Annotated in this window: 19 protein-coding genes and 1 pseudogene; 8 read left to right on the forward strand and 12 right to left on the reverse strand. The window is 43.8% G+C overall.

The genetic code is table 11. The features are described 5' to 3' along the window. Positions 1-314: 314 nt before the first annotated feature. The 5 genes from IM485_RS16115 to IM485_RS16135 all read right to left on the reverse strand — a co-directional run bounded on the left by IM485_RS16115 (position 315) and on the right by IM485_RS16135 (position 5,194). Positions 315-1,610, reverse strand: coding sequence for a C-terminal helicase domain-containing protein (locus tag IM485_RS16115; RefSeq protein WP_104397565.1), 1,296 nt, complete (start codon positions 1,608-1,610; stop codon positions 315-317). Between the two features lie 327 nt (positions 1,611-1,937). Next, positions 1,938-2,213 carry a hypothetical protein gene (locus tag IM485_RS23045; protein ID WP_502882190.1) on the reverse strand — a complete coding sequence of 92 codons (276 nt, stop codon included), beginning with the start codon at positions 2,211-2,213 and terminating at the stop codon, positions 1,938-1,940. Between the two features lie 7 nt (positions 2,214-2,220). Beyond that, positions 2,221-2,487 carry a hypothetical protein gene (locus tag IM485_RS16125; RefSeq protein WP_002765250.1) on the reverse strand — a complete coding sequence of 89 codons (267 nt, stop codon included), beginning with the start codon at positions 2,485-2,487 and terminating at the stop codon, positions 2,221-2,223. A 210-nt stretch (positions 2,488-2,697) separates the two neighbouring features. Beyond that, on the reverse strand, positions 2,698-3,321 hold the full coding sequence (locus tag IM485_RS16130; RefSeq protein ID WP_104397564.1) for a sulfotransferase family 2 domain-containing protein: 624 nt from the start codon (positions 3,319-3,321) through the stop codon (positions 2,698-2,700). A gap of 448 nt (positions 3,322-3,769) precedes the next feature. Beyond that, positions 3,770-5,194, reverse strand: a complete 1,425-nt coding sequence (locus tag IM485_RS16135) for a protein adenylyltransferase SelO (protein ID WP_502882191.1) — start codon at positions 5,192-5,194, stop codon at positions 3,770-3,772. An 82-nt stretch (positions 5,195-5,276) separates the two neighbouring features. On the opposite strand from IM485_RS16135, the gene IM485_RS16140 reads away from it, so the two are divergent. After that, the gene (locus IM485_RS16140) at positions 5,277-5,534 is read left to right on the forward strand and encodes a CRR7 family NDH-1 assembly protein (protein WP_194015675.1); all 258 of its coding nucleotides are present in this window, start codon (positions 5,277-5,279) and stop codon (positions 5,532-5,534) included. A 173-nt stretch (positions 5,535-5,707) separates the two neighbouring features. Continuing rightward, the gene (locus tag IM485_RS16145; RefSeq protein ID WP_287744318.1) at positions 5,708-6,118 is read left to right on the forward strand and encodes a salt stress protein, Slr1339 family; all 411 of its coding nucleotides are present in this window, start codon (positions 5,708-5,710) and stop codon (positions 6,116-6,118) included. Positions 6,119-6,124: 6 nt separating this feature from the next. On the opposite strand, the gene IM485_RS16150 is transcribed toward IM485_RS16145, so the two are convergent. Next, entirely contained in the window at positions 6,125-7,354 is a 1,230-nt protein-coding gene (locus IM485_RS16150; RefSeq protein ID WP_287744321.1) for a hypothetical protein, read from the reverse strand. A gap of 288 nt (positions 7,355-7,642) precedes the next feature. On the opposite strand from IM485_RS16150, the gene IM485_RS16155 reads away from it, so the two are divergent. Continuing rightward, positions 7,643-7,816, forward strand: coding sequence for a hypothetical protein (locus IM485_RS16155; protein WP_287744324.1), 174 nt, complete (start codon positions 7,643-7,645; stop codon positions 7,814-7,816). Here the strand turns inward: IM485_RS16155 and menD are convergent. Beyond that, positions 7,800-9,509, reverse strand: coding sequence for a 2-succinyl-5-enolpyruvyl-6-hydroxy-3-cyclohexene-1-carboxylic-acid synthase (gene menD, locus IM485_RS16160; protein WP_287744326.1), 1,710 nt, complete (start codon positions 9,507-9,509; stop codon positions 7,800-7,802). The genes IM485_RS16155 and menD overlap by 17 nt on opposite strands. Before the next feature lie 217 nt (positions 9,510-9,726). On the opposite strand from menD, the gene IM485_RS16165 reads away from it, so the two are divergent. Further along, a complete protein-coding gene (locus IM485_RS16165; RefSeq protein ID WP_287744329.1) occupies positions 9,727-9,879 on the forward strand; it encodes a hypothetical protein in 153 nt (50 codons plus the stop codon). Between the two features lie 3 nt (positions 9,880-9,882). Here IM485_RS16165 and IM485_RS16170 read toward each other — a convergent pair whose 3' ends face one another. Then, positions 9,883-11,223 carry an ArnT family glycosyltransferase gene (locus tag IM485_RS16170; RefSeq protein ID WP_104397560.1) on the reverse strand — a complete coding sequence of 447 codons (1,341 nt, stop codon included), beginning with the start codon at positions 11,221-11,223 and terminating at the stop codon, positions 9,883-9,885. Between the two features lie 87 nt (positions 11,224-11,310). Here IM485_RS16170 and IM485_RS16175 point away from each other — a divergent pair, with 87 nt between their 5' ends. From IM485_RS16175 to IM485_RS16185, 3 genes are all read left to right on the forward strand, one after another. After that, positions 11,311-12,306 (forward strand): formylglycine-generating enzyme family protein, encoded by a 996-nt coding sequence (locus tag IM485_RS16175; RefSeq protein ID WP_287744330.1) that lies wholly within the window; start codon positions 11,311-11,313, stop codon positions 12,304-12,306. Between the two features lie 60 nt (positions 12,307-12,366). Then, entirely contained in the window at positions 12,367-13,629 is a 1,263-nt protein-coding gene (locus IM485_RS16180) for a glycosyltransferase (RefSeq protein ID WP_104397558.1), read from the forward strand. Positions 13,630-13,696: 67 nt separating this feature from the next. Continuing rightward, positions 13,697-14,119, forward strand: coding sequence for a M67 family metallopeptidase (locus IM485_RS16185; protein WP_104397557.1), 423 nt, complete (start codon positions 13,697-13,699; stop codon positions 14,117-14,119). Here the strand turns inward: IM485_RS16185 and IM485_RS16190 are convergent. Continuing rightward, entirely contained in the window at positions 14,098-14,661 is a 564-nt protein-coding gene (locus tag IM485_RS16190; RefSeq protein ID WP_287744332.1) for a DUF4334 domain-containing protein, read from the reverse strand. The genes IM485_RS16185 and IM485_RS16190 overlap by 22 nt on opposite strands. A gap of 99 nt (positions 14,662-14,760) precedes the next feature. Then, positions 14,761-14,862 (reverse strand): annotated as a pseudogene (locus IM485_RS22800) (recombinase); the annotation flags it as partial. A 145-nt stretch (positions 14,863-15,007) separates the two neighbouring features. On the opposite strand from IM485_RS22800, the gene IM485_RS16195 reads away from it, so the two are divergent. Then, complete coding sequence (locus IM485_RS16195; RefSeq protein WP_104397555.1) at positions 15,008-16,171, forward strand: cysteine desulfurase family protein; 1,164 nt, start codon at positions 15,008-15,010, stop codon at positions 16,169-16,171. Between the two features lie 62 nt (positions 16,172-16,233). Here the strand turns inward: IM485_RS16195 and IM485_RS16200 are convergent, their stop codons facing one another. Together IM485_RS16200 and IM485_RS16205 are read right to left on the reverse strand one after the other, a co-directional pair. Further along, on the reverse strand, positions 16,234-17,706 hold the full coding sequence (locus tag IM485_RS16200; RefSeq protein ID WP_287744335.1) for an NADH-quinone oxidoreductase subunit M: 1,473 nt from the start codon (positions 17,704-17,706) through the stop codon (positions 16,234-16,236). A gap of 131 nt (positions 17,707-17,837) precedes the next feature. Next, the coding region (locus tag IM485_RS16205) for an RNA-guided endonuclease InsQ/TnpB family protein (RefSeq protein WP_287744337.1) at positions 17,838-18,825 on the reverse strand (988 nt) is incomplete at its 5' end.

Here is an 18,825-nt window from a genome sequence, read left to right on the forward strand (position 1 = left end):
CCTTATCCTGACTTGATTTCAGTTTTTTCTTTGTCAGTAAGGGTGTCAACAAGGAATATTACAGATTGTTAACCGAGTCTTGAAAGCCATGTGCGACAAAGGTTTGAAATGTTAAGAAAGATGTGACTAAAGGACAGCTTATTAAGGGGGGATTAAAGGGGGGACTAAGGGGGGATCGGCACCCCCCTTATCAAGGGGGGATCAAGGGGGGATCGAACCTAAAATCCATTTTTAATTTAATTATAACCAGCTACTTAGTTTCAGTCATAGGTTGTTTTCTCAACAGGGGGAAATACTGGGAACCTGCCTCTACTTTAGCCTCTAAATAATCCCATCGAACAAATAATTCGTGCTCCGTCTTGCCGTTCCTCCTGGTTGATCACACACAGGGCATCATGCTCCCGCAGAAATGTCACCAGTTTTGCCAACTGCTCATCACTGATGCCTGCTTTAAGTTCCCTGTTGAGGCGAGCGATCTCGCGTAGCGAGCGCGTTGCGACCGCATTTTGCTTTAACGGATGCTGGTTGATTTCTTCGATCGCCCGTGACCGGTTTTCCCATTCCGTCCCCATGGCCAGTAGAGGCGTGGTTTCACGGATCCGTTGGGTGTAGGCCATCAAGCGATCATAAGTCCGCGCCGCCGCACTGCGCTTATTGCCCAAAGTACCCGCCACAGTTTTGGTTTGCTCCGCGATCAGTTCCGCCCCCCGTGTCACGAGTTCATGGTGCTGGGGATGGCGGGGTAAGGTTGGGGTATCAATGCTGCATCGCGCCATACGGAGAATCCGCATCTGAGACTGGGTAACACTGTTGCCGTCTTTGTCCACCCATGCCAAAGCATCGGTGCCGCTATCCGTGCGGAGGTACAACAACACACCCTCTGGATCGAATCCGGTCGGTTCATGCTCCCGTGTGGAGTACACCACATCGGGCAATTTTTCGATCATCCCTTTCAGGGCAGGGTTGGCATCGATCGCACTTTGCCAGATCTGCAACGCCTCGGAGGTTAGATCCACCTCCCCTTCGTCGGTTTCATCCAGCACCCCCGATCGCTCATTATAAAGATTTAGCAGCATCTCCCGCGCTTGTTCGTCCTCAAAAAAGGCTTCATCGGTGCCTACCACTTCTTGATTTTCGTTCAGGCGGTCGCGCAAACGTCCCCGCAGGTTAATCAGCCGCTCCACCCCCTCCGCAGGCAAAAACGAATAGCAGAGAATTTCGTCCGCCTGCTGCCCAATCCGGTCTACCCGTCCTGCCCGCTGAATCAGACGAATAATCGCCCAGGGCAAGTCGTAGTTGAGAATGATGGCACAATCTTGCAAGTTTTGCCCCTCACTCAACACATCCGTCGCCACCAACACCCGTAATTGCTCGGCTGCTGGGATGGATTTTTCATTACTGATGGGGCTAAACCGCCAAGCCAGAGCCGTCGGGTCAGTCGATTGTCCAGTCGCCAAACCAATCTGAGTGATGCCCTGGGCCTGCAACGCTGTTGCCAGATAGCGAGCGGTATCGGCAAACTGAGTGAAAATTAGCACCTTATCTGTAGGATGTTGCTGTTGCCGCAAATCCACCAATGCTACCAGCTTGCCATCCTCAACTGGTCCCACCAGAGCGGCATCGCACTTAAACTCACAACTTCAATCAATGTGCATGGTGCGTTCCCCAAAATCGATCGGTGGAGCAGTAAGACCCCCATTAGGGAACGCACCCTAGGGCTGGTTAGACAGTGACCCACGGATCAACTTAAACTGCTCAATGCCTGGATTGTAACCGTACCACCCTCGATTACATCAAGCTGCATCCGATAGCCGTAGAGTAAACCCATACCAACCAAAGGTTCTGTATCCGATTCGTTTATATCAATTCGCCGCAACTCTCCATCCCAAATATAGCGTTTCCTGTTCGCAAGAGGTACATTGTCGATGGTGAAAAGTTTAATCAGCAAAGGTTTCACTGTGCCACACAGGTGTGAGAAACGCTATAACTAAACCACGATACACATCGAAAATACAAGTGCTTCCATCCCCCAGGATTCCCTCTTCACGTTTATATGCGCGTAAGTTGAGATCGGCAAGCACTGAGGAAGGCAGAGTCAGAAAACCTGTAAATCCTGTATCAATGACAGCATCGATCATTTGCCTCTGTGAATCTAAATTGCCTACGACCAGTCGGATAGTCGCCTCACAGTTTTGATCAACAATTCCTTGCATCATAGAGTTATTGCAAACGACCGACACCAAAGCGATGAACTCCTCTATGACCAATCCGAACGCACCAGATTTGAGCGTCGGGGCAACGTTCTAGCAATCGGTCTGAAGCAGTCATCGTATCCTTTGCTAATTCAAAGGCTCCTGTCTCAATATCGATCGCCACAATTTTGCCATAGTTGCCTTCCTCGACTTGGGGACGTACCTGAGATTGATAAATCTCATTACCACGTCGAGCGAATTCTTCTTTACTGTAGCGGGGTTGTCTAACTGTCATTGAAGCGACCCTGGGGCGACTTTTGCCCCTCTATTTTAACCAAACATTGGGAATCTTCCCTAACATTCCTCAACTGGGCCCACCAGAGCGGCATCGCACTTAGACTCACAGCTTCAATCCATGGGCAGGGTACGTTCCCCAAAATCGATCGGTGGGGCAGTGGGAGCCAGATTAGGAAACGCACCCTACAAGATCGGCGATCGCACTTTTTTAGAATTCATAATTAAATGTCCTAATATCAGGTTCAAATGCTTCCTTTACAAGTTCTTTACTCTTCTCAGAATAGTAACTCTGATATGGTTTTGTATTTGATACATTTAGTTTTGGTAACGAGACGGAGATTCCAATGCGAGAGCATATTTCGTTGAAGTCATTATCTAGGCTTTCATATCTCCCAACAAAGTCAACAAGCAACTCATTGTTATCATATATAAAATCTTTTTGATATCTAACTTCATTTTCACATCGCCATTTTATATATTCTTCAAAGCTACCTAAATTTTTTGTTAACTCATGCTGATGATGTGTTTCTGATTTCAACGCATATTTGTAGAGTGAAACTTGCCAATCCCATGGGTTTCTGACTACAGCAAATGAAAAATACTCATTGAATTTCTCTGCTCCAAAACTCTCTTTTATTTTGGATGCATTGACATGCGCAGGAAATGGATGAGGATCAAAGAAAGGAGAAGGAAAGCCCACCTTTTTTATCAACCTATAAGCTTTCCACTGCCATGGACTTATTGCAAATGGTCGTAGCGCCGTTGTAATACTTGTGCCAGCATTCTTATAAATATGGACGAATATAAACTTGTATTCTCTCGATATCAGCATGCGTATTATTCTCCTCGTGCCTAACTACATATTATAGGTCAACTTTCTATATAACACTCTCCAGAGTAACGATATGAGTCAACTTTCTGTATATCACTCCATTTAGGCGCAATCGCAAGAAACTTTCTCTATATCACACCCAAAAGCGTGTTAGCCAGATTAGTTTACTGCAAACAGCCTCCTTTAAGGAGACTGATCACAGAATCCTTCTGGAATTTTAGCAAAGATTCTTAGATATGACTGCACTTTGTCACAAAATTTTACTATTATTTTGACACTCTTAATGATTGGAGAGGAAACAGCGATCGCCAAGTCTGGTCAATTTTTGTCCAACGCATTTCAGGAAATGACCTAAATAAGTAGCTAGAGATAATTAATTACACATATTTAACCACCTCTTGCCTATTCTAACCAAGAAATTAATTTTGCACCACTACTTATTACTTAATTAATGTCTATTCTGTAATTTTATCACTAATTCGTGGAAAGGTTGCCAATCGTCTTTATAGGTAATTGCCTCCCAAACCGATTCGATTAGCGGTCTAAGTAAAGCAGTTTTAGGATTATAATGCGTTAAGGTATCGCCAATTTGAGACAAGGAATCTGGGGGTGATTGATTTAAGACCAAACTATATAACTCTCGCCAACGTTGCCAATCAGCTTTTAGTAAATCCATATTTTCAAGAATTAGAGAACTATTTTCTCGCCAACCGTAATTAAATTGTTCACTTAATTGATAGAAAAATTCGTGATAACCGAGGCCAGTTTCTTGGAGAACTTCCACGGTTTTGCTAACCAGTAAAGCAGATTCGGGAGTAAAAATATCCTCAAAACCTAACTTTTTAAGCATCATTTTTTGATAATAAAAATTGTAATGATGGTCATATTTAGCCAAAGCCAGATCTAACTCTAACAAGGAGACGACCATGGCCAGGGGAGATTGCAGTAACTCTAGATTTAAACGACAGATAAAAGGCTGATTACCATAACTATAACGGCCGCCGTAGTCGAAATAAGCCGCCGTAAATTGGGGGTTATAGGAAGGAATAAAAGCGTAGGGACCATAATCAAAACTTTCCCCAGTAATTGACATATTATCGGTATTGAGAACCCCATGACAAAAACCTGCGGCCATCCATTGGGCTGCTAATTTAGCGGTTCTTTCGATTAAAGCGGCGTAAAATTTTAAATAGCGATCGCTATCTTGGGGCTCGATTTCAGGATAATAATAAATAATCACATGATCGAGGAGTCTTTTAATTAAATCACTACGTTTAATATGAAATAAACGCTCAAAAGTCCCGAAACGAATATGAGAATTACTAACTCGAATCATCACCGAAGATCGCGTCGGGGAAGGTTCATCACCGCGCCAGAGAGATTCTCCCGTTTCCACCAAACTCAAACAGCGAGAGGTATTCACCCCCAAACCGCGTAAAGCTTCCCCGGCTAAGACTTCTCTAACTCCACCCTTGAGAGTTAACCTACCGTCAGCATGACGGGAATAGGGAGTCCGTCCCGATCCTTTCGTACCAAAATCGTATAATTTGCCATCAATACCCCTAACTTGACCGTAGAGAAAACCGCGACCATCTCCCAAGAAAGGATTATACTCGCCAAATTGATAACCGTGGTAACGCAGGGCCAAAAAGGGGGTCAGGGATTGAAATTTACCAAAAGCCTCGATAAAATGCTCATCTAAAGTTAATTCTGGCTGAATTCCCACCAAAGGTAATAAAGCATCATTGCGAAAACGAAGGATATGACTGGGAAAATCCGCGGCTGCAACTTGATCGTAGTATTGGTCCCCCAAGTCCTGCATGGCGCTTTCGTAAGGGAGACTGAGAAAGGGATTGGTGAGATGGTCTGTCATAGTGGTGGTGTCGATCGAGCGTTGAGGCGATAAAGTGGTAAAGATAGCCAAAAAATTTTCCTACTGAGACTATCAAACAGCGATGCCCGATTCTATTATGTATCAAGGGGACTATTTTCTTGTCCTTGAGGCCGATCAACCTGAACAATTCCAGACTCCCGACCAGTTGCGGGATAAGTTAAAAGATTTAATCAGCGCAAAACCGGAGATTTGTCCCCGACAATTGGCAAAATTCTCTAGTTTTGAGGAAAAAGCTCTCTATCTGCGCGATAATTACTGCGAGTTAGACCTGGGTGAGGGGGGTTATCTACAATGGTATGTGGTCCGTTTGGAAAAATAAGGAAACCTATTATTAAGTAGTTAGGTGTTAAAAACTGTCAGATACCCCCCTTATCAAGGGGGGATTAAGGGGGGATCAATCTTCAATTTAATTATAACTAGCTACTTAGTTATTAAGGCAGAGGCAATCAGAGCAATTATCTTTTTAACTTTTTACTTTCTAACTTGACCATTATGGGAGAAATAGAAGATTTACTGGCACAAATGAAGGCAGAATACCAGAAACGGGATCAGGAAAAACCGATGCCGTCCCCTTCTTCTCGCCAAGAAAAAGATCGTTCTCCAGTCGAATTTAAGGTTAATTATGCCGGCGATTCTTCTACCGATGCGCTTTTAAAAGCTTTAGCCTTAGAAAACCAAGAAAGGGAACAACAGGAGGCAGCGGAAAAAGAAAAAGCGTCGGCATTAAAACAGCAGCGCAAGCGAGAAGCTTTAACTAGAAAGGCAAAGCAATGGTTAGATAAATTGGATGCCAAATCGGAGGAAGGACGCTGGTTTGAGGAGTTTTCCTATAGCTACGATTCTCCTTTAGAAGCGGCGATTACCTATCTAGAAGCTTTGGGAGAAGTGGACATTTCTAAATGATCAGGTCTAATTTAAAGTTGTGGATAAATTGGCCGCATCAAAAACTCGATTATGCCACCAAATATTATCACCAGCTATAATATTTGTGCCATAACGGGGAACGATACCATAAACAGTGCCGGGGTCATAATCCAAAGCTTCACTGATGAGATTGTAGAGACGTTGTAGATCAAAACCCCGGGGGTCACAATGGGGATATTTTCCTTGATTAATCAGAAAACTATCGACGGCAAAATGGCTGACAATTTGTGGTAATTGTCCCGTTTGTAAGGCTGCGAGGAGATAATATTTCGCCGTTTGTTGGTATTGAAAATCGCTGTAACCGGGGAGGGTTTGCAAGCGTCCTTTGGTCAAACAGTGGGATCCCGGCGCCTGTACCAGTTCAATGTTAACACTGGAGATAACCCGACGATTTCTTTCGGCAAAAACCGGCCGCAAGCGATCGCAATTAGGGTGAGATAGCTGCTGACAAATCGCTTCTGTTGCCCATAATGCGGTGCTTTTTGCCCCATCAAAGTAATTTATGGGATGTTGTTTGACTAAACGCCTAAAGACTGCTTCTGAAGGCGTATTTAACCAAATTCTCGCTCTTTTTTCTAACTCAGGGGCCGATCGCGTACTCAAAGGAACACCCTCTAAAGCAAGCGCAAAACCCTTGACGCGGATAGTTTCTGGGGTAAGTTGCCACAGTTGACGCACTAATTGATCTCTGGTGTCTGCGGGCAGCATTTCGGCCGCTTGTTCATAAAAAGTGGCCGTGGGACGGTGACGTTCAAAAAAAGGCCGGGCGATCGAGTCTAAAATATCTCTATCCCTAGAACTCGGTTTGCGGGGGATGTAAACATTTGGACCCAATTTCATCGGACCGCGAGCATATTTTTTCTGTTCTTCGATGTTACCCGCAGTCATACTCCAAGCTGTATCGTGGAGAATAAACAAAGGAGTGCGATCGAGGGTTAATTCGGTTTCTGGCGGGGCAATTTGCAAAAATTCGGCGATTTTCTGCTTTTCTAACTCATCTAGGCTCTTACCGGCTAAATTCTCCCCCACAGTGGAGGGATTAAAAATATTTATGGTGGCAGTGGAGAGACTAGAGGTATTCAGTTTTAAAATCAGTAGGGACAAGACTAAACTAATCACCAGAGAAGTCACTCCCCATCGCCATTGTTCTGGGGGAAAGATAGAATATCTGGGGGGAGAAAATTGTCTTGATTTTTGCCGTCTTTGTCGATTCATCGAACCCTTTTAACTCGCTTTCCACCCATTGTATTGACTTTCTCGAAAAAGGGAATTAATACTAAATCCGTTGAGTATATGCTACATATCAGGATAGTGGGACTTAGGCGTTTTCGGTCAGCAAAAAAGGCTCAAACCATTACGGGACAAAGGGTTAACCTCGATTGATGATTTTCCTTGATCTATCTGGGTTTCAGCGATTTTGGGCTTCTCGAAGTAAATCCCAAGCGGGGATTGGAGTTGAGGCTTTTCTCGATTTGTTTTTTGTCTAAGTCCCAATAGGCACTCATGCACTCTTGCAATAGGCACTCTTGCAATAGGCAGCTTTATTCTCCCCACTTCCCCACTTCCCCACTTCCCCACTTCCCCACACCCCACACCCTACACCCTACACCCTACTTCCCCACACCCCACACCCCACACCCCACACCCCACACCCTACACCCTACACATAATTACTGAGGAACCATTGAGTATTAAAAGCTCGATCGCAGGATATTTCTAGTAATCTTATCCCTGATTCTGGTAAAACTGCGATTTTTTCCTGAAAATCAGTCCAATCGCTGATTAAATGGTAATCGATACCGTAGGTGTGACAGAGTTGGCAAAAGTCGATATTTTGGGGAGTGGCAAAAAATTCTTCAAAGGGAGGGTCAAATTTGGCGATCGGCAACATCTGGAAAATGCCTCCCCCCTTGTTATTGATTAAAATTATGGTCAAGGAGCCAACAAAATATTTTTTGATTAAAAAACCATTTGTGTCGTGTAATAGGGCTAAATCTCCCGTTAATAGCAGACTAGGGACATTTTTATAAGCTATTCCTATAGCAGTGGAGAGGTTGCCGTCGATGCCATTGGCCCCGCGATTAAAATAGGGACGAATTTGGCGATCGCTAGGCGGGTTAAAAAATTCGGCATAGCGAACAGGCATACTATTAGAGATAAAGATCGGGGTGCGGGGGGGGAGGTATTGGGAGAGCAGCCAGGGGATTTTCCCTTCAATCAGTTTAGTTTCTGCTGCCAAAAGGCGATCGATTTTAAATCTAGCTTGCTGGTCGAATTTTTGCCATAATTCTCGATATTCTCGGTTATTATCGGGTTTTCCTGGGAATAGATGCCCTAATTGCTCGATATTTCCCCTGAGATGTCCGGTTTTTCCCTGTAGAGGATCGTAATTATCGGGATGGGGATCGATAATCCAGCGCGGACAGTCGATTTCTTCTAACCAGGTCCGTAATTCTTTGCTGGTGGGTAATTCGCCAATTTGCAGGACAACATCGGGGGTTAATTGGGTTTTAATGGCAGGATTCCGCAATAATAAATCATAGGTGGTGATGAGATGGGGATTTAACCCTGCATAGTTTCGCAGAGGAGATAAAGCTTCTGCTAAGACGGGATATTGTTGCGATCGGGCTAAATTAGCGATCGCCTGACAGTAACTTTCGGGGTTTTGCGGGGAAGCTAATCCCGCGATGATAATTCCTTTGGAGGGTAAAGAAGGAATTTCGAGAATTGAGTGGTTAATTGCGATATTTTGCCGAGATATATGGCTAAAAAAAGCTTCTTGGTCAAAATTAGCCTCTAAATTGCTGATTTCTAGATCGGGAGTTGGTGCGAGGGGATCCCGAAATGGTAAGTTCAGATGCACTACTCCGGGGACAGGATCGAGACAGCGCCACCACGCGTGGATGACAGTTTGACGGAGATAGCGTAAACGCTCGATATTGGCACTAGGACAGCTAATTTCCGCTTGCCAGTTAGGATAATTACCGTAGAGTTTGACTTGATCGATAGTCTGACCGGCGTGAGCATGACGCAATTCTGGGGGGCGATCGGCGGTTAGAATTAATAAGGGGACATGACTTTCTTTTGCTTCAATGACTGCGGGATAAAAATTAGCCGTGGCAGTGCCAGAAGTGCAGACTAAAACCACCGGTTGATATAATTGTTTGGCTAATCCTAGGGCAAAAAAGGCGGCCGAGCGCTCGTCTAAGATGGGAATAGCTTCAATCTGAGGATGTCTTGCCAAGGCTACCGTTAAAGGAGTCGATCGCGATCCGGGAGAAACCACCCCTATCTTCAATCCCAAACGGGCCAATGTTTCGACTAAAATAGAACCCCAAAGTGTATTAAGATTGCGAAAATCGATCGACATTTATTAGTTCAGTGGAAAAGGTTAGGGGACAATCGGTTAAAGAGTCTATACTGTTAACTATCTAAATTACTCGTTAAGACTGTCTATGAGCGGGGAAAAGGAGTTTGAGCATTTGTACTAAAATTCTCAATACGCAGTTTAAATGCAGTACAGTCTATTAATAAATTTAACACTGGCTGGAACTGGCCAAGAATAAGTTATTCCTGAGTCAGTCCTGATGAAAAAATTTTCACCCCCACAGATGAAAGAGGTTTCCTTTCCTACACCCCACACCCCACACCCTACACCCTCTTTCAAGTCAGTGATCCTAGTTAAGTTTACTCTCGATTCCCAGGCCAATTTATCCCTTTTCGGGTTCCCTTCTTGCTAAGTTTTAACCAGAAAAGTTATAGGTTAATACCACATTGATATTAGCTGCCAGCAGGGCAAAGAAGAGCAGAAAAGTAAAGCGATCAATCCAGAATTTTTTAAAGAAACCAAAGATATCCTTGAGATAGAATACTCCCAGAATTGCTGCTGTACCGATCATAAAATAATAGCGACCGTAGGGAGAAGATAAGATCCATGCTGTCAAATTGAGATGAATCGACCAAACTCCTAGAAAGATAAAAATAATTGAGGCAGTTAATCCGTCCGTTTCTTGGCGAAAATCATCGAGAAAGATGCCTAGAATAATAAACATAAACGGATAAAAAGGAATCATATACCAAGTATAAAAGTGACTTTGCGCTCCCGTGGCAACTAAAATTAAGGTGTAGAGGATTACCGGTAAAGCGAGTAATCTAACTTGGGGACTAGCGGGATTCTTTCGGAGAAAGGGTAAGAGGGTTAACCAGCTAAAAATTAGCCAACCATCCTCAAAAAATACCGTGGGAGTGGTTAGATATTTGACAAAGTTAAAGTCCTCGAAGCGCAGGGATTGCTCTTGAAATATCTTCCGAAAGAAATCGTAGTCATAGATAGCACCGTAGAGAAAATAGAGAGAGAAAAAGAAAGCACCGATCGCAGTTATATAAATGGCCTCTCGTCCTTGTTTTTCGTAAATCAAGAGGACAATTAATAATACTACTAAATAAATAGCTGTTACTTTGACTAAACAGGCTAAACCAGCTAAACAAGCGGCGATGTAGAGATATTTTTTCTGCTTAGTTTGATAGTATTGCCAATAAAGTAAGACAACCAATAAGCACAAAACAATCATTAAATTTTCACTAATAGCTAACCGAGAGAGAAAAACTGTATTGGGATTGGTGGCATAAATTAAACTAGCGATTATAGCGATCGATAGATTACTTAACTTGAGAGCGAGTAAATAGACCAAAACTATCGCAGCAATACCTAAGAATAAAGAAGGGACTCTAATAATAGTTAAACTGCAATCAAAAAAAGTCTTTGCTCCTCCTAAAAGAGCAAATAAACCCACCAATAAACCAAATAAAGGAGGATGATCAAACCAGGGAGTCACCAAACGATAACGGATATTTTTCGCTTCCCAAACCACTGTAGGAAAATTATCCGTCGGACTTAACCATGACCAACTGGTGGGGATACCCGTTTGTAATAAACTCATGCCACTCCAAGCAAAAGCATATTCGTCAGCAGTCCAATTATCTGGAGGCAAAGAATCATAATTATGGATTCGCAAAAAAGCACCTAAGCAGGTGATAATTGCTGCAATCAACCAATGTTTATGGACAGTCAAAAAGCTGGGCATCGATTATTAAGGACAAGTGACAGTGACCAAATAATAGTCAGAATTTCATGGTATAATGGATAGGGTGATAATGACAGAAAAATCGGGATGATTAAAGTAAACAGACGTAAATTTTGCCAGTGGATCAGTCTGATCGGTGCAGGAGTCGGACTGGCAGCGATTCTAGATAGAAAAAATATTTTTTCCCCCTCCACCGCTACAGCAATCATACCCTCGCAACCCCCCCAAAATTCCCCTTTTCCCCCCCGACAAAGCTTTTCCTTTGAAACCGTCACTCTCGATCCTAGCGGTTTCGTGATCGAGCGCAATTCCCGTAGTGCCGAATACTACAGCGAAACTCTTGCGGGATTAGAGATGATTGCTATCCCTGCTGGCACTTTTATCATGGGGACACCGGACGGAGAAAAAGGAGACTTTACCGGTAGTGATAAACCCCAGCGCTTAGTCAAGGTGAACAGTTTCTACCTGAGTAAATACCCAATAACCCAAAAACAATGGCAAATTGTCGCTAATCTGCCCAAAATTAACCGCGATTTAAACCCCAATCCCTCCCACTTCCAAGGGGATAACCTACCCGTCGATAGCATCTCTTGGTATGATGCGATCGAGTTTTGCGATCGACTTTCCAGGGCCACCGGCAGAAACTATCGACTCCCAAGCGAGGCACAATGGGAATATGCTTGTCGTGCCGGCACCACCACACCCTTCTACTTTGGTGCCACCCTTACCAGTGAATTCGCTAACTACTATGCCATTAAATTTCCCTACGCAGTGGAAAGAGAGAGCGAATTTCGAGCTAAAACCACGCCTGTAGGCAGTTTTCCCCCAAATGCCTTCGGATTATACGATTTACATGGCAGTTTATACGAATGGTGTGCCGATCCTTGGCATCGCAACTATAAAAATGCTCCCAACGATGACCAAGTATGGCCGGCCGATCCTAATAGCACCGGCAATCGTTATCGCGTCCTGCGTGGAGGTGGTTGGGGGACAGAATTGAGGGAATGTCGCTCCGCTAGTCGGGGCCAATTTAGCCCCGATAATCGCTATAGTGTATTAGGATTCCGCATCGCCAGTAGTTAGCTCAAATTTGCGGGTAAACTGTGCGTCTCTAAACCTGTTTTAGTCTGTGAGTGTAAGCGAGTGACCAACTGTCCACCCTATCCCTTTTTAACCACCCCCGTCGGCTCTTTGCAAATTCCTTTTTTAGAGCAAATTGAAGGAATTATTGGCAATAATAGTTATATTCTCAGAGATTCGCCGCAATTACTCAAATTATCTCTAGTTATTCCCACTTATAACGAGCGAGATAACGTTATTCCCCTAGTCGAGAATCTCAGTCAATTACTCGATCAAAAAATTCCCGATCAGTATGAACTAATTATCGTCGATGATGACAGTCCTGATCGCACTTGGGAATTAGCCAGCAAATTAACCCCAGATTACCCGCAACTGCGGGTGATGCGTCGTCAGGGAGAAAAAGGATTAGCGTCCGCAGTGGTGCGGGGTTGGCAAGGGTCAAGGGGTGAGATACTAGCAGTAATCGATGGAGACTTGCAACATCCCCCCGAAATTCTCTACAATCTGCTCGAAACTATCGAAAAAGGAGCCGATTTAGCTCTTGCTAGTCGTCACGTCGAAGGAGGAGGAGTGAGCGAGTGGAGTCTGCTGCGACGATTTCTCTCCCGCGGCGCTCAAATTCTTGGTTTAATTCTACTGCCAGAGGTGGTCGGTCGCGTCTCCGATCCCATGAGCGGTTACTTTATGGTCCGCCGTCAAGCGATCGCTGGTCCGATTCTCAATCCCACCGGTTACAAAATTTTACTAGAAGTCATCGGCAAAGGCCGCATCAAAACCATCGGAGAAGTGGGTTATGTCTTCCAAGAGCGGCTAGAGGGGGAAAGTAAGGTAACTTGGAAACAATGGCTAGAATATATCTTCCATCTGCTGCGTTTGCGCTCTCAAAGGCCATTAAGGTTTTTAGATGCAATTGTCAATCTACCTTTAGATAGATTTATTCGCTTCGGTTTAGTGGGATTAACCGGGGTTTTTGTCGATATGGCCTTCCTCTATCTTCTCAGTGATCCCGCCGCTTTGGGTTGGGGATTAACCCGCAGTAAAATCATCGCCGCCGAATTAGCAATTATTAATAATTTTATCTGGAATGATCGCTGGACTTTTGGCGATTTATCCGCTCGTCAACGGGGTTGGAATAAACGCTGGAAAAGATTTTTCAAGTTCAATTTGATCTGTTTAGCCGGTTTAATTTTAAACGTCTTACTGCTCAACCTTCTCTTTAACGGTTTAGGAATCAATCGCTATCTAGCTAACTTTATTGCGATTGCTATCGTCACGGTTTGGAACTTTTGGGTTAATCTTAAACTCAGTTGGCGGGTGACAAAATAGCCAGCTAGAAGCAAAAAATGCGTTTACCCTGTTGTCCATAGCATTTGCGACTCGTTTACTCCACCCTATGATCCTGATTACAGACCAAATTTACCAGTCTATTTTCACCCACGCAGAATCCACCTATCCCGAAGAATGTTGTGGGTTACTCCTAGGAAAAATTACCGAGACAGCAGCCGAAGTTATCAGCATACAGGCAACAGAAAATAACTGGTCAGGCAATAGAAAAAACCGCTTTAGTATTGCCCCAGAAGTGCTTTTACAAGCTCAAAAATCGGCGCGGGAAAACCAGCTAGAAATTATTGGTATCTATCATTCCCATCCAGATCATGCCGCCATTCCCTCGGAAATTGATCGCCAATTAGCCTGGTCAGGATATACTTATTTAATTGTCTCCGTAGTTTCAGGGCGAGCGATCGATTTACAAGCTTGGCAACTGGACGAGCGCGAACAATTTCAAATCGAACCTCAAGAATTAAAATGTTTTTGACATCGCTTGAGAACAAAAAAGAAAGGCTGGGGAAAGTTTTTAAAATCCATAATTCCCAGCACCGTATTATCATCTACTTTCCGAAAAGAGTCATTAATCGGCAAATAATCATAAATCATCGTGGCGCTGACTTTGCCCCGATATTCCATCATTCGCAGTCTAGCCTGACTTGTCTGCGTTTTTAGCAAAGAGTTGGTCAGCATCAGTAAAGGTTTCAGAGAATTATTTTTCAGTATCGGCAGCTTCAAAATCCAGTTCATGGCCGTGGGATTGGGTGCCACCTTAAAAATTTTTCCCTGACCATCTAAAAATAACAGGGGGTGGACATTCTCAGTATCAACAAATTCTTTACCATACCAATTAGATGCCTCTAATAAACCATCCATGGGGTGATTTGTCTCAAGTCCAGAACCTTGCCAAACACCTAGCATAAAGTCTAAACTCACGGGTTCGAGAGCGTCAAACAATTGTAAAGCTCTTTCTGTCGTCGTTTGACCAGCTTTAAGAATCGACTGGCAGCTTTCTAATTCTATTGTTGTCATTGTTTCGCTCTTCTTGTGTCCCGACCATAATATTATAGCTTCTCAGCTAGAGGGTGGGGGATCGCCCCTCGGTTAAAATCACCAAATATCCGACATATCTTAACTCAATGGGTCATCGTATCGCTTTAGGGTTTCCAGCCATTCACTCATTTCTTCCTTGATGGTTTCTTTCAGTTCTTGCAAATCATCTTTATCTATAATCTTAAGACCGTTTCTAGTGGCCAATCCTATAATTAATTACAGGGTCGGAGAACTTGCCTTCTGCAAAAGTCCCATTTATCCCATCTACCCAACTAATCAATTCCATCATAGACAAGACCTTCCTGCTCCCCCACACGCCAAAAATATGTCTCAAAAGCCGATTTATCTAGATTGCCACGCCACGACACCCCTAGATCCGCAAGTTCTGGCGGCGATGTTACCCTATTTTACCGAACACTTTGGTAATGCCAGTAGTATTAATCATGTCTATGGTTGGACAGCCGAGGCTGCGGTTAAACAGGCACGAGAAACAATCGCCGCTGCTATTAATAGTAGCCCCGAAGAAATTATTTTTACCAGTGGAGCAACGGAGGCCAATAACCTGGCTATCAAAGGGGTTGCCGAAGCTTATTTCGCCAAGGGACGGCACATAGTTACGGTGATGACAGAACATCGGGCCGTTTTAGATCCCTGTCATTATCTGGAAAAATTGGGTTTTGAGGTGACAATTTTACCCGTCAGTGCTGATGGCCTAATTGACTTGGAATTATTAGAAAAATCTTTGCGTCCTGACACGATTTTGCTGTCAATTATGGCCGCTAACAACGAGATTGGGGTGATTCAACCTTTAGCGGCAATTGGGGCGATTTGTCGCCAGTATCAGGTGCTTTTTCATACGGACGCAGCCCAAGCAATCGGCAAAATTCCCCTAGATGTGGAGCAAATGAATATAGATCTAATGTCCTTAACTGCCCACAAAGTCCACGGACCAAAGGGAATCGGTGCGCTGTACGTCCGGCGCCGAAACCCCAGAGTTCGTCTCGCCGCTCAAATTCAAGGGGGAGGCCAGGAAAAAGGACTGCGATCGGGTACAATATTTACACCGCAAATTGTCGGTTTTGCCAAGGCGGTAGAATTGGGCATCAAAGCGATAGAAGAAGATACCAGCCACTTAAATCAGTTAAAAGCCCGTTTATGGGAGATTATCAGTCAATTAGACAGAATTTATCTCAATGGTCATCCTAGCCAAAGATTAGCCGGAAATTTAAATATTAGTATTGAAGGGGTGGACGGTGCGGCGTTATTGTTAGGATTACAGCCAATAGTGGCGCTTTCCTCCGGTTCTGCCTGTTCTTCTAGCCATACCGCCCCCTCCCACGTTTTAACTGCCTTGGGTCGCCCCGAATCTCTTGCTTATGCCTCCCTGCGCTTCGGGTTGAGTCGTTTTAATACTTTAGAAGAAATTGAACTGGTGGGGGAACAGGTGGTTTTAACGGTTAATTCCCTCCGCAAGGCCAAAAATTTTTGACGTTTCGGCTCCTATCCACAAGTTAGTTTCGGTCTAGGTTTGAAAAATTCCGGAAAAGGTTTCTATGATTGCCTTTGACTGATTGCCGTGCCAGTTAATAACATTGATGCTTGGTTTTCAGTCCAGTGAATCATCCAACTCGGTTGTAATCCCAAAACAATAATAAATAAAGCCAAAGCAATTTCGGGAAATCTTTCGGGCCAGGTACTGCGAGGAATGCGGGATAATTCAGGGGTTAAACGACCAAAGAAAACCCGATTAATCATCAGGAGAAAATATACTGCGGTTAAACCACTAGCAACCAAACATAAGAGCGTTTGTATCGGAAAAATCGGGAAACTGCCACGAAAGACCAAAAATTCGGCGATAAATCCCACCATTCCGGGGATGCCGGCGCTGGCCATGGCCGCTAAAATCATTAACATTCCCGTGATTGGTAAACCTCTTTCTGGATTTAATAAACCCCGTAGATAATCCACATCCCGGCTGCCGGTTTTTTTATACACTACTCCCACCAACAAAAATAACAAAGCGGAAATTAAACCGTGACTAATCATCTGCAAAATCGCCGCGGTGATGCTTAATCTGGTGGTGGCCGCCGCCGCTAGTAAAATATAGGCCATGTGGGAAATGGAAGAATAGGCCACTACTTTTTTCATATCCTTTTGGGCAATAGCGCAACTGGCCCCGTAGAGGGCGCTGATAGCTGCTATCGTTGCTAACCAAGGGGCGAGAGTTACCCAAGCATCAAGAAATAAACCGACTCCAAAGCGCAGCAGTCCATAGGTTCCTAATTTGAGTAATATTCCCGCTAAAAGCACAGAAACGGGGGTAGATGCTTCGACGTGGGCATCCGGTAGCCAAGTATGAAAGGGAAAAATCGGGATTTTGATGGCTAATCCAATCAGAAGGGGGATGAGGAGCAGTAATTGGGTTTTAACGTCTAAATTGTTCGATAAAAGGGGATTATAGGCGAAATTATCAGCACCAGTTAGCCAAACTAAGCCGAGGAAAGAGATTAGCACTAAAAAGCCAGAAATTGCCGTGTACAATAAAAATTTCATGCCCGCATAACCGCGTCTTTGACCCCCCCAAATGGCAATGAGAAAGTAAAGCGGGACGATTTCTAATTCGTAAAATAGGAAAAATAACAGTAAATCCTGCGCTAGAAAGGCCCCCGCTACTCCGGCATTGAGTAACAAGAGCAGAGAATAGTAAAATTTCGGTCGGTTAACCTCTGTACCACTAGCATAAAGAGCAATTATTGTCAAGATGCTGTTAAGAAAAAGTAATGAGAATGACAATCCATCAACACCGAGGGCATAATTGAAACCGAGGAAATTAATCCAAGGCAGGTTAACCGTGAACTGCATTTGCGGGTTACTAGGGTCAAATTGCCAGCCAAGGAGAATATTAAGCAGTAAGAGAACGACAGAAAGAGTTAGAGCTAATCCTCGCACTTTTTTCGCCTCTAGAGGCGTGTAGGCAATCAGTATCGCCCCTATAATCGGTAGCCAAATAAAAGCGTTGAGCATTCTTTAATGGGCATGATAAACCTTCCCATTATTGCCTGAGCGGTCAATCTTTAGCAAGATAAACTGGTGAACATTTAACTTAACTAACGTTGACATCCTCACCGCCGTAAACGGACGGTGATTCCTAAACCTCACGATTTAGGTTTCTGCTTCTTTCCCTTGCGGGGTTCCGCACCTGCCTTAACAGATTTACTCTGTTCTGGTCTTATGGTCGCTCGACAGACTGACACCGCAAGCCCTGCGGCCAAAATATTTTTACTTGCGTTAATATCTCGGTCATGGTGAATCCCACAGTCTGGACAGTCCCACTCTCGAACATTTAACGGCATTTTCTCAGCAATATACCCGCAATTACTACACCTTTTAGAGCTAGGAAACCATCTATCTATTTCGATGTAATTTCTCCCATACCAACGGCATTTATAGGCTAATTGTCGAGTGATTTCTCCCCAACTAACGTCAGATATTGCCTGAGATAATTTCGGGTTTTTGACCATATTCTTGATAGCTAAATTCTCAACCACAATCGTTTGATTTTCACGAACCAATTGAGTGGTTAGCTTGTGTAAATGGTCTTTTCTGTTATCAGTAATTTGAGCGTGAATTCTGGCTACTTTGATTCTTGCTTTTTCACGATTTTTTGACCCTTTCTGTTTTCTAGAAAGATTTTTTTGCGCTTTTCGCAACCTCCGATAATGCTTTTTAAAATGCTTAGGATTAGATACTTTATCGCCATTGCTGGTAATCACGAGGCTACTAATTCCTAAGTCAATTCCAATGGCTTTATCTGTTACTGGTAATGGCTTAATCGTTGGGTCATCAAATCTTATTGAGATATGCCAGCGTCCAGAAGGATGTAATCTGACTGTTACTGTGCTTGGTTCACAGCTTTCTGGGATTTGTCTTGACCATCGAATAGGTAAAGGTTCTGTGCATTTGGCTAAATAGATTTGTTTGTCTTTGAACTTAAAAGCAGACTTGGTAAATTCGGCACTTCCTCCTTGATGTTTTTTCTTAAAGTTGGGATACTTAGTACGACCAGCAAAGAAATTAGTGAAAGCTGTTTGTAAATGTCTTAACCCTTGTTGTAAGGGTACACAGCTAACTTCGTTTAAAAAC

The organism is Microcystis sp. M169S2 (assembly GCF_020245865.1).
GTDB lineage: Bacteria > Cyanobacteriota > Cyanobacteriia > Cyanobacteriales > Microcystaceae > Microcystis > Microcystis ichthyoblabe_A.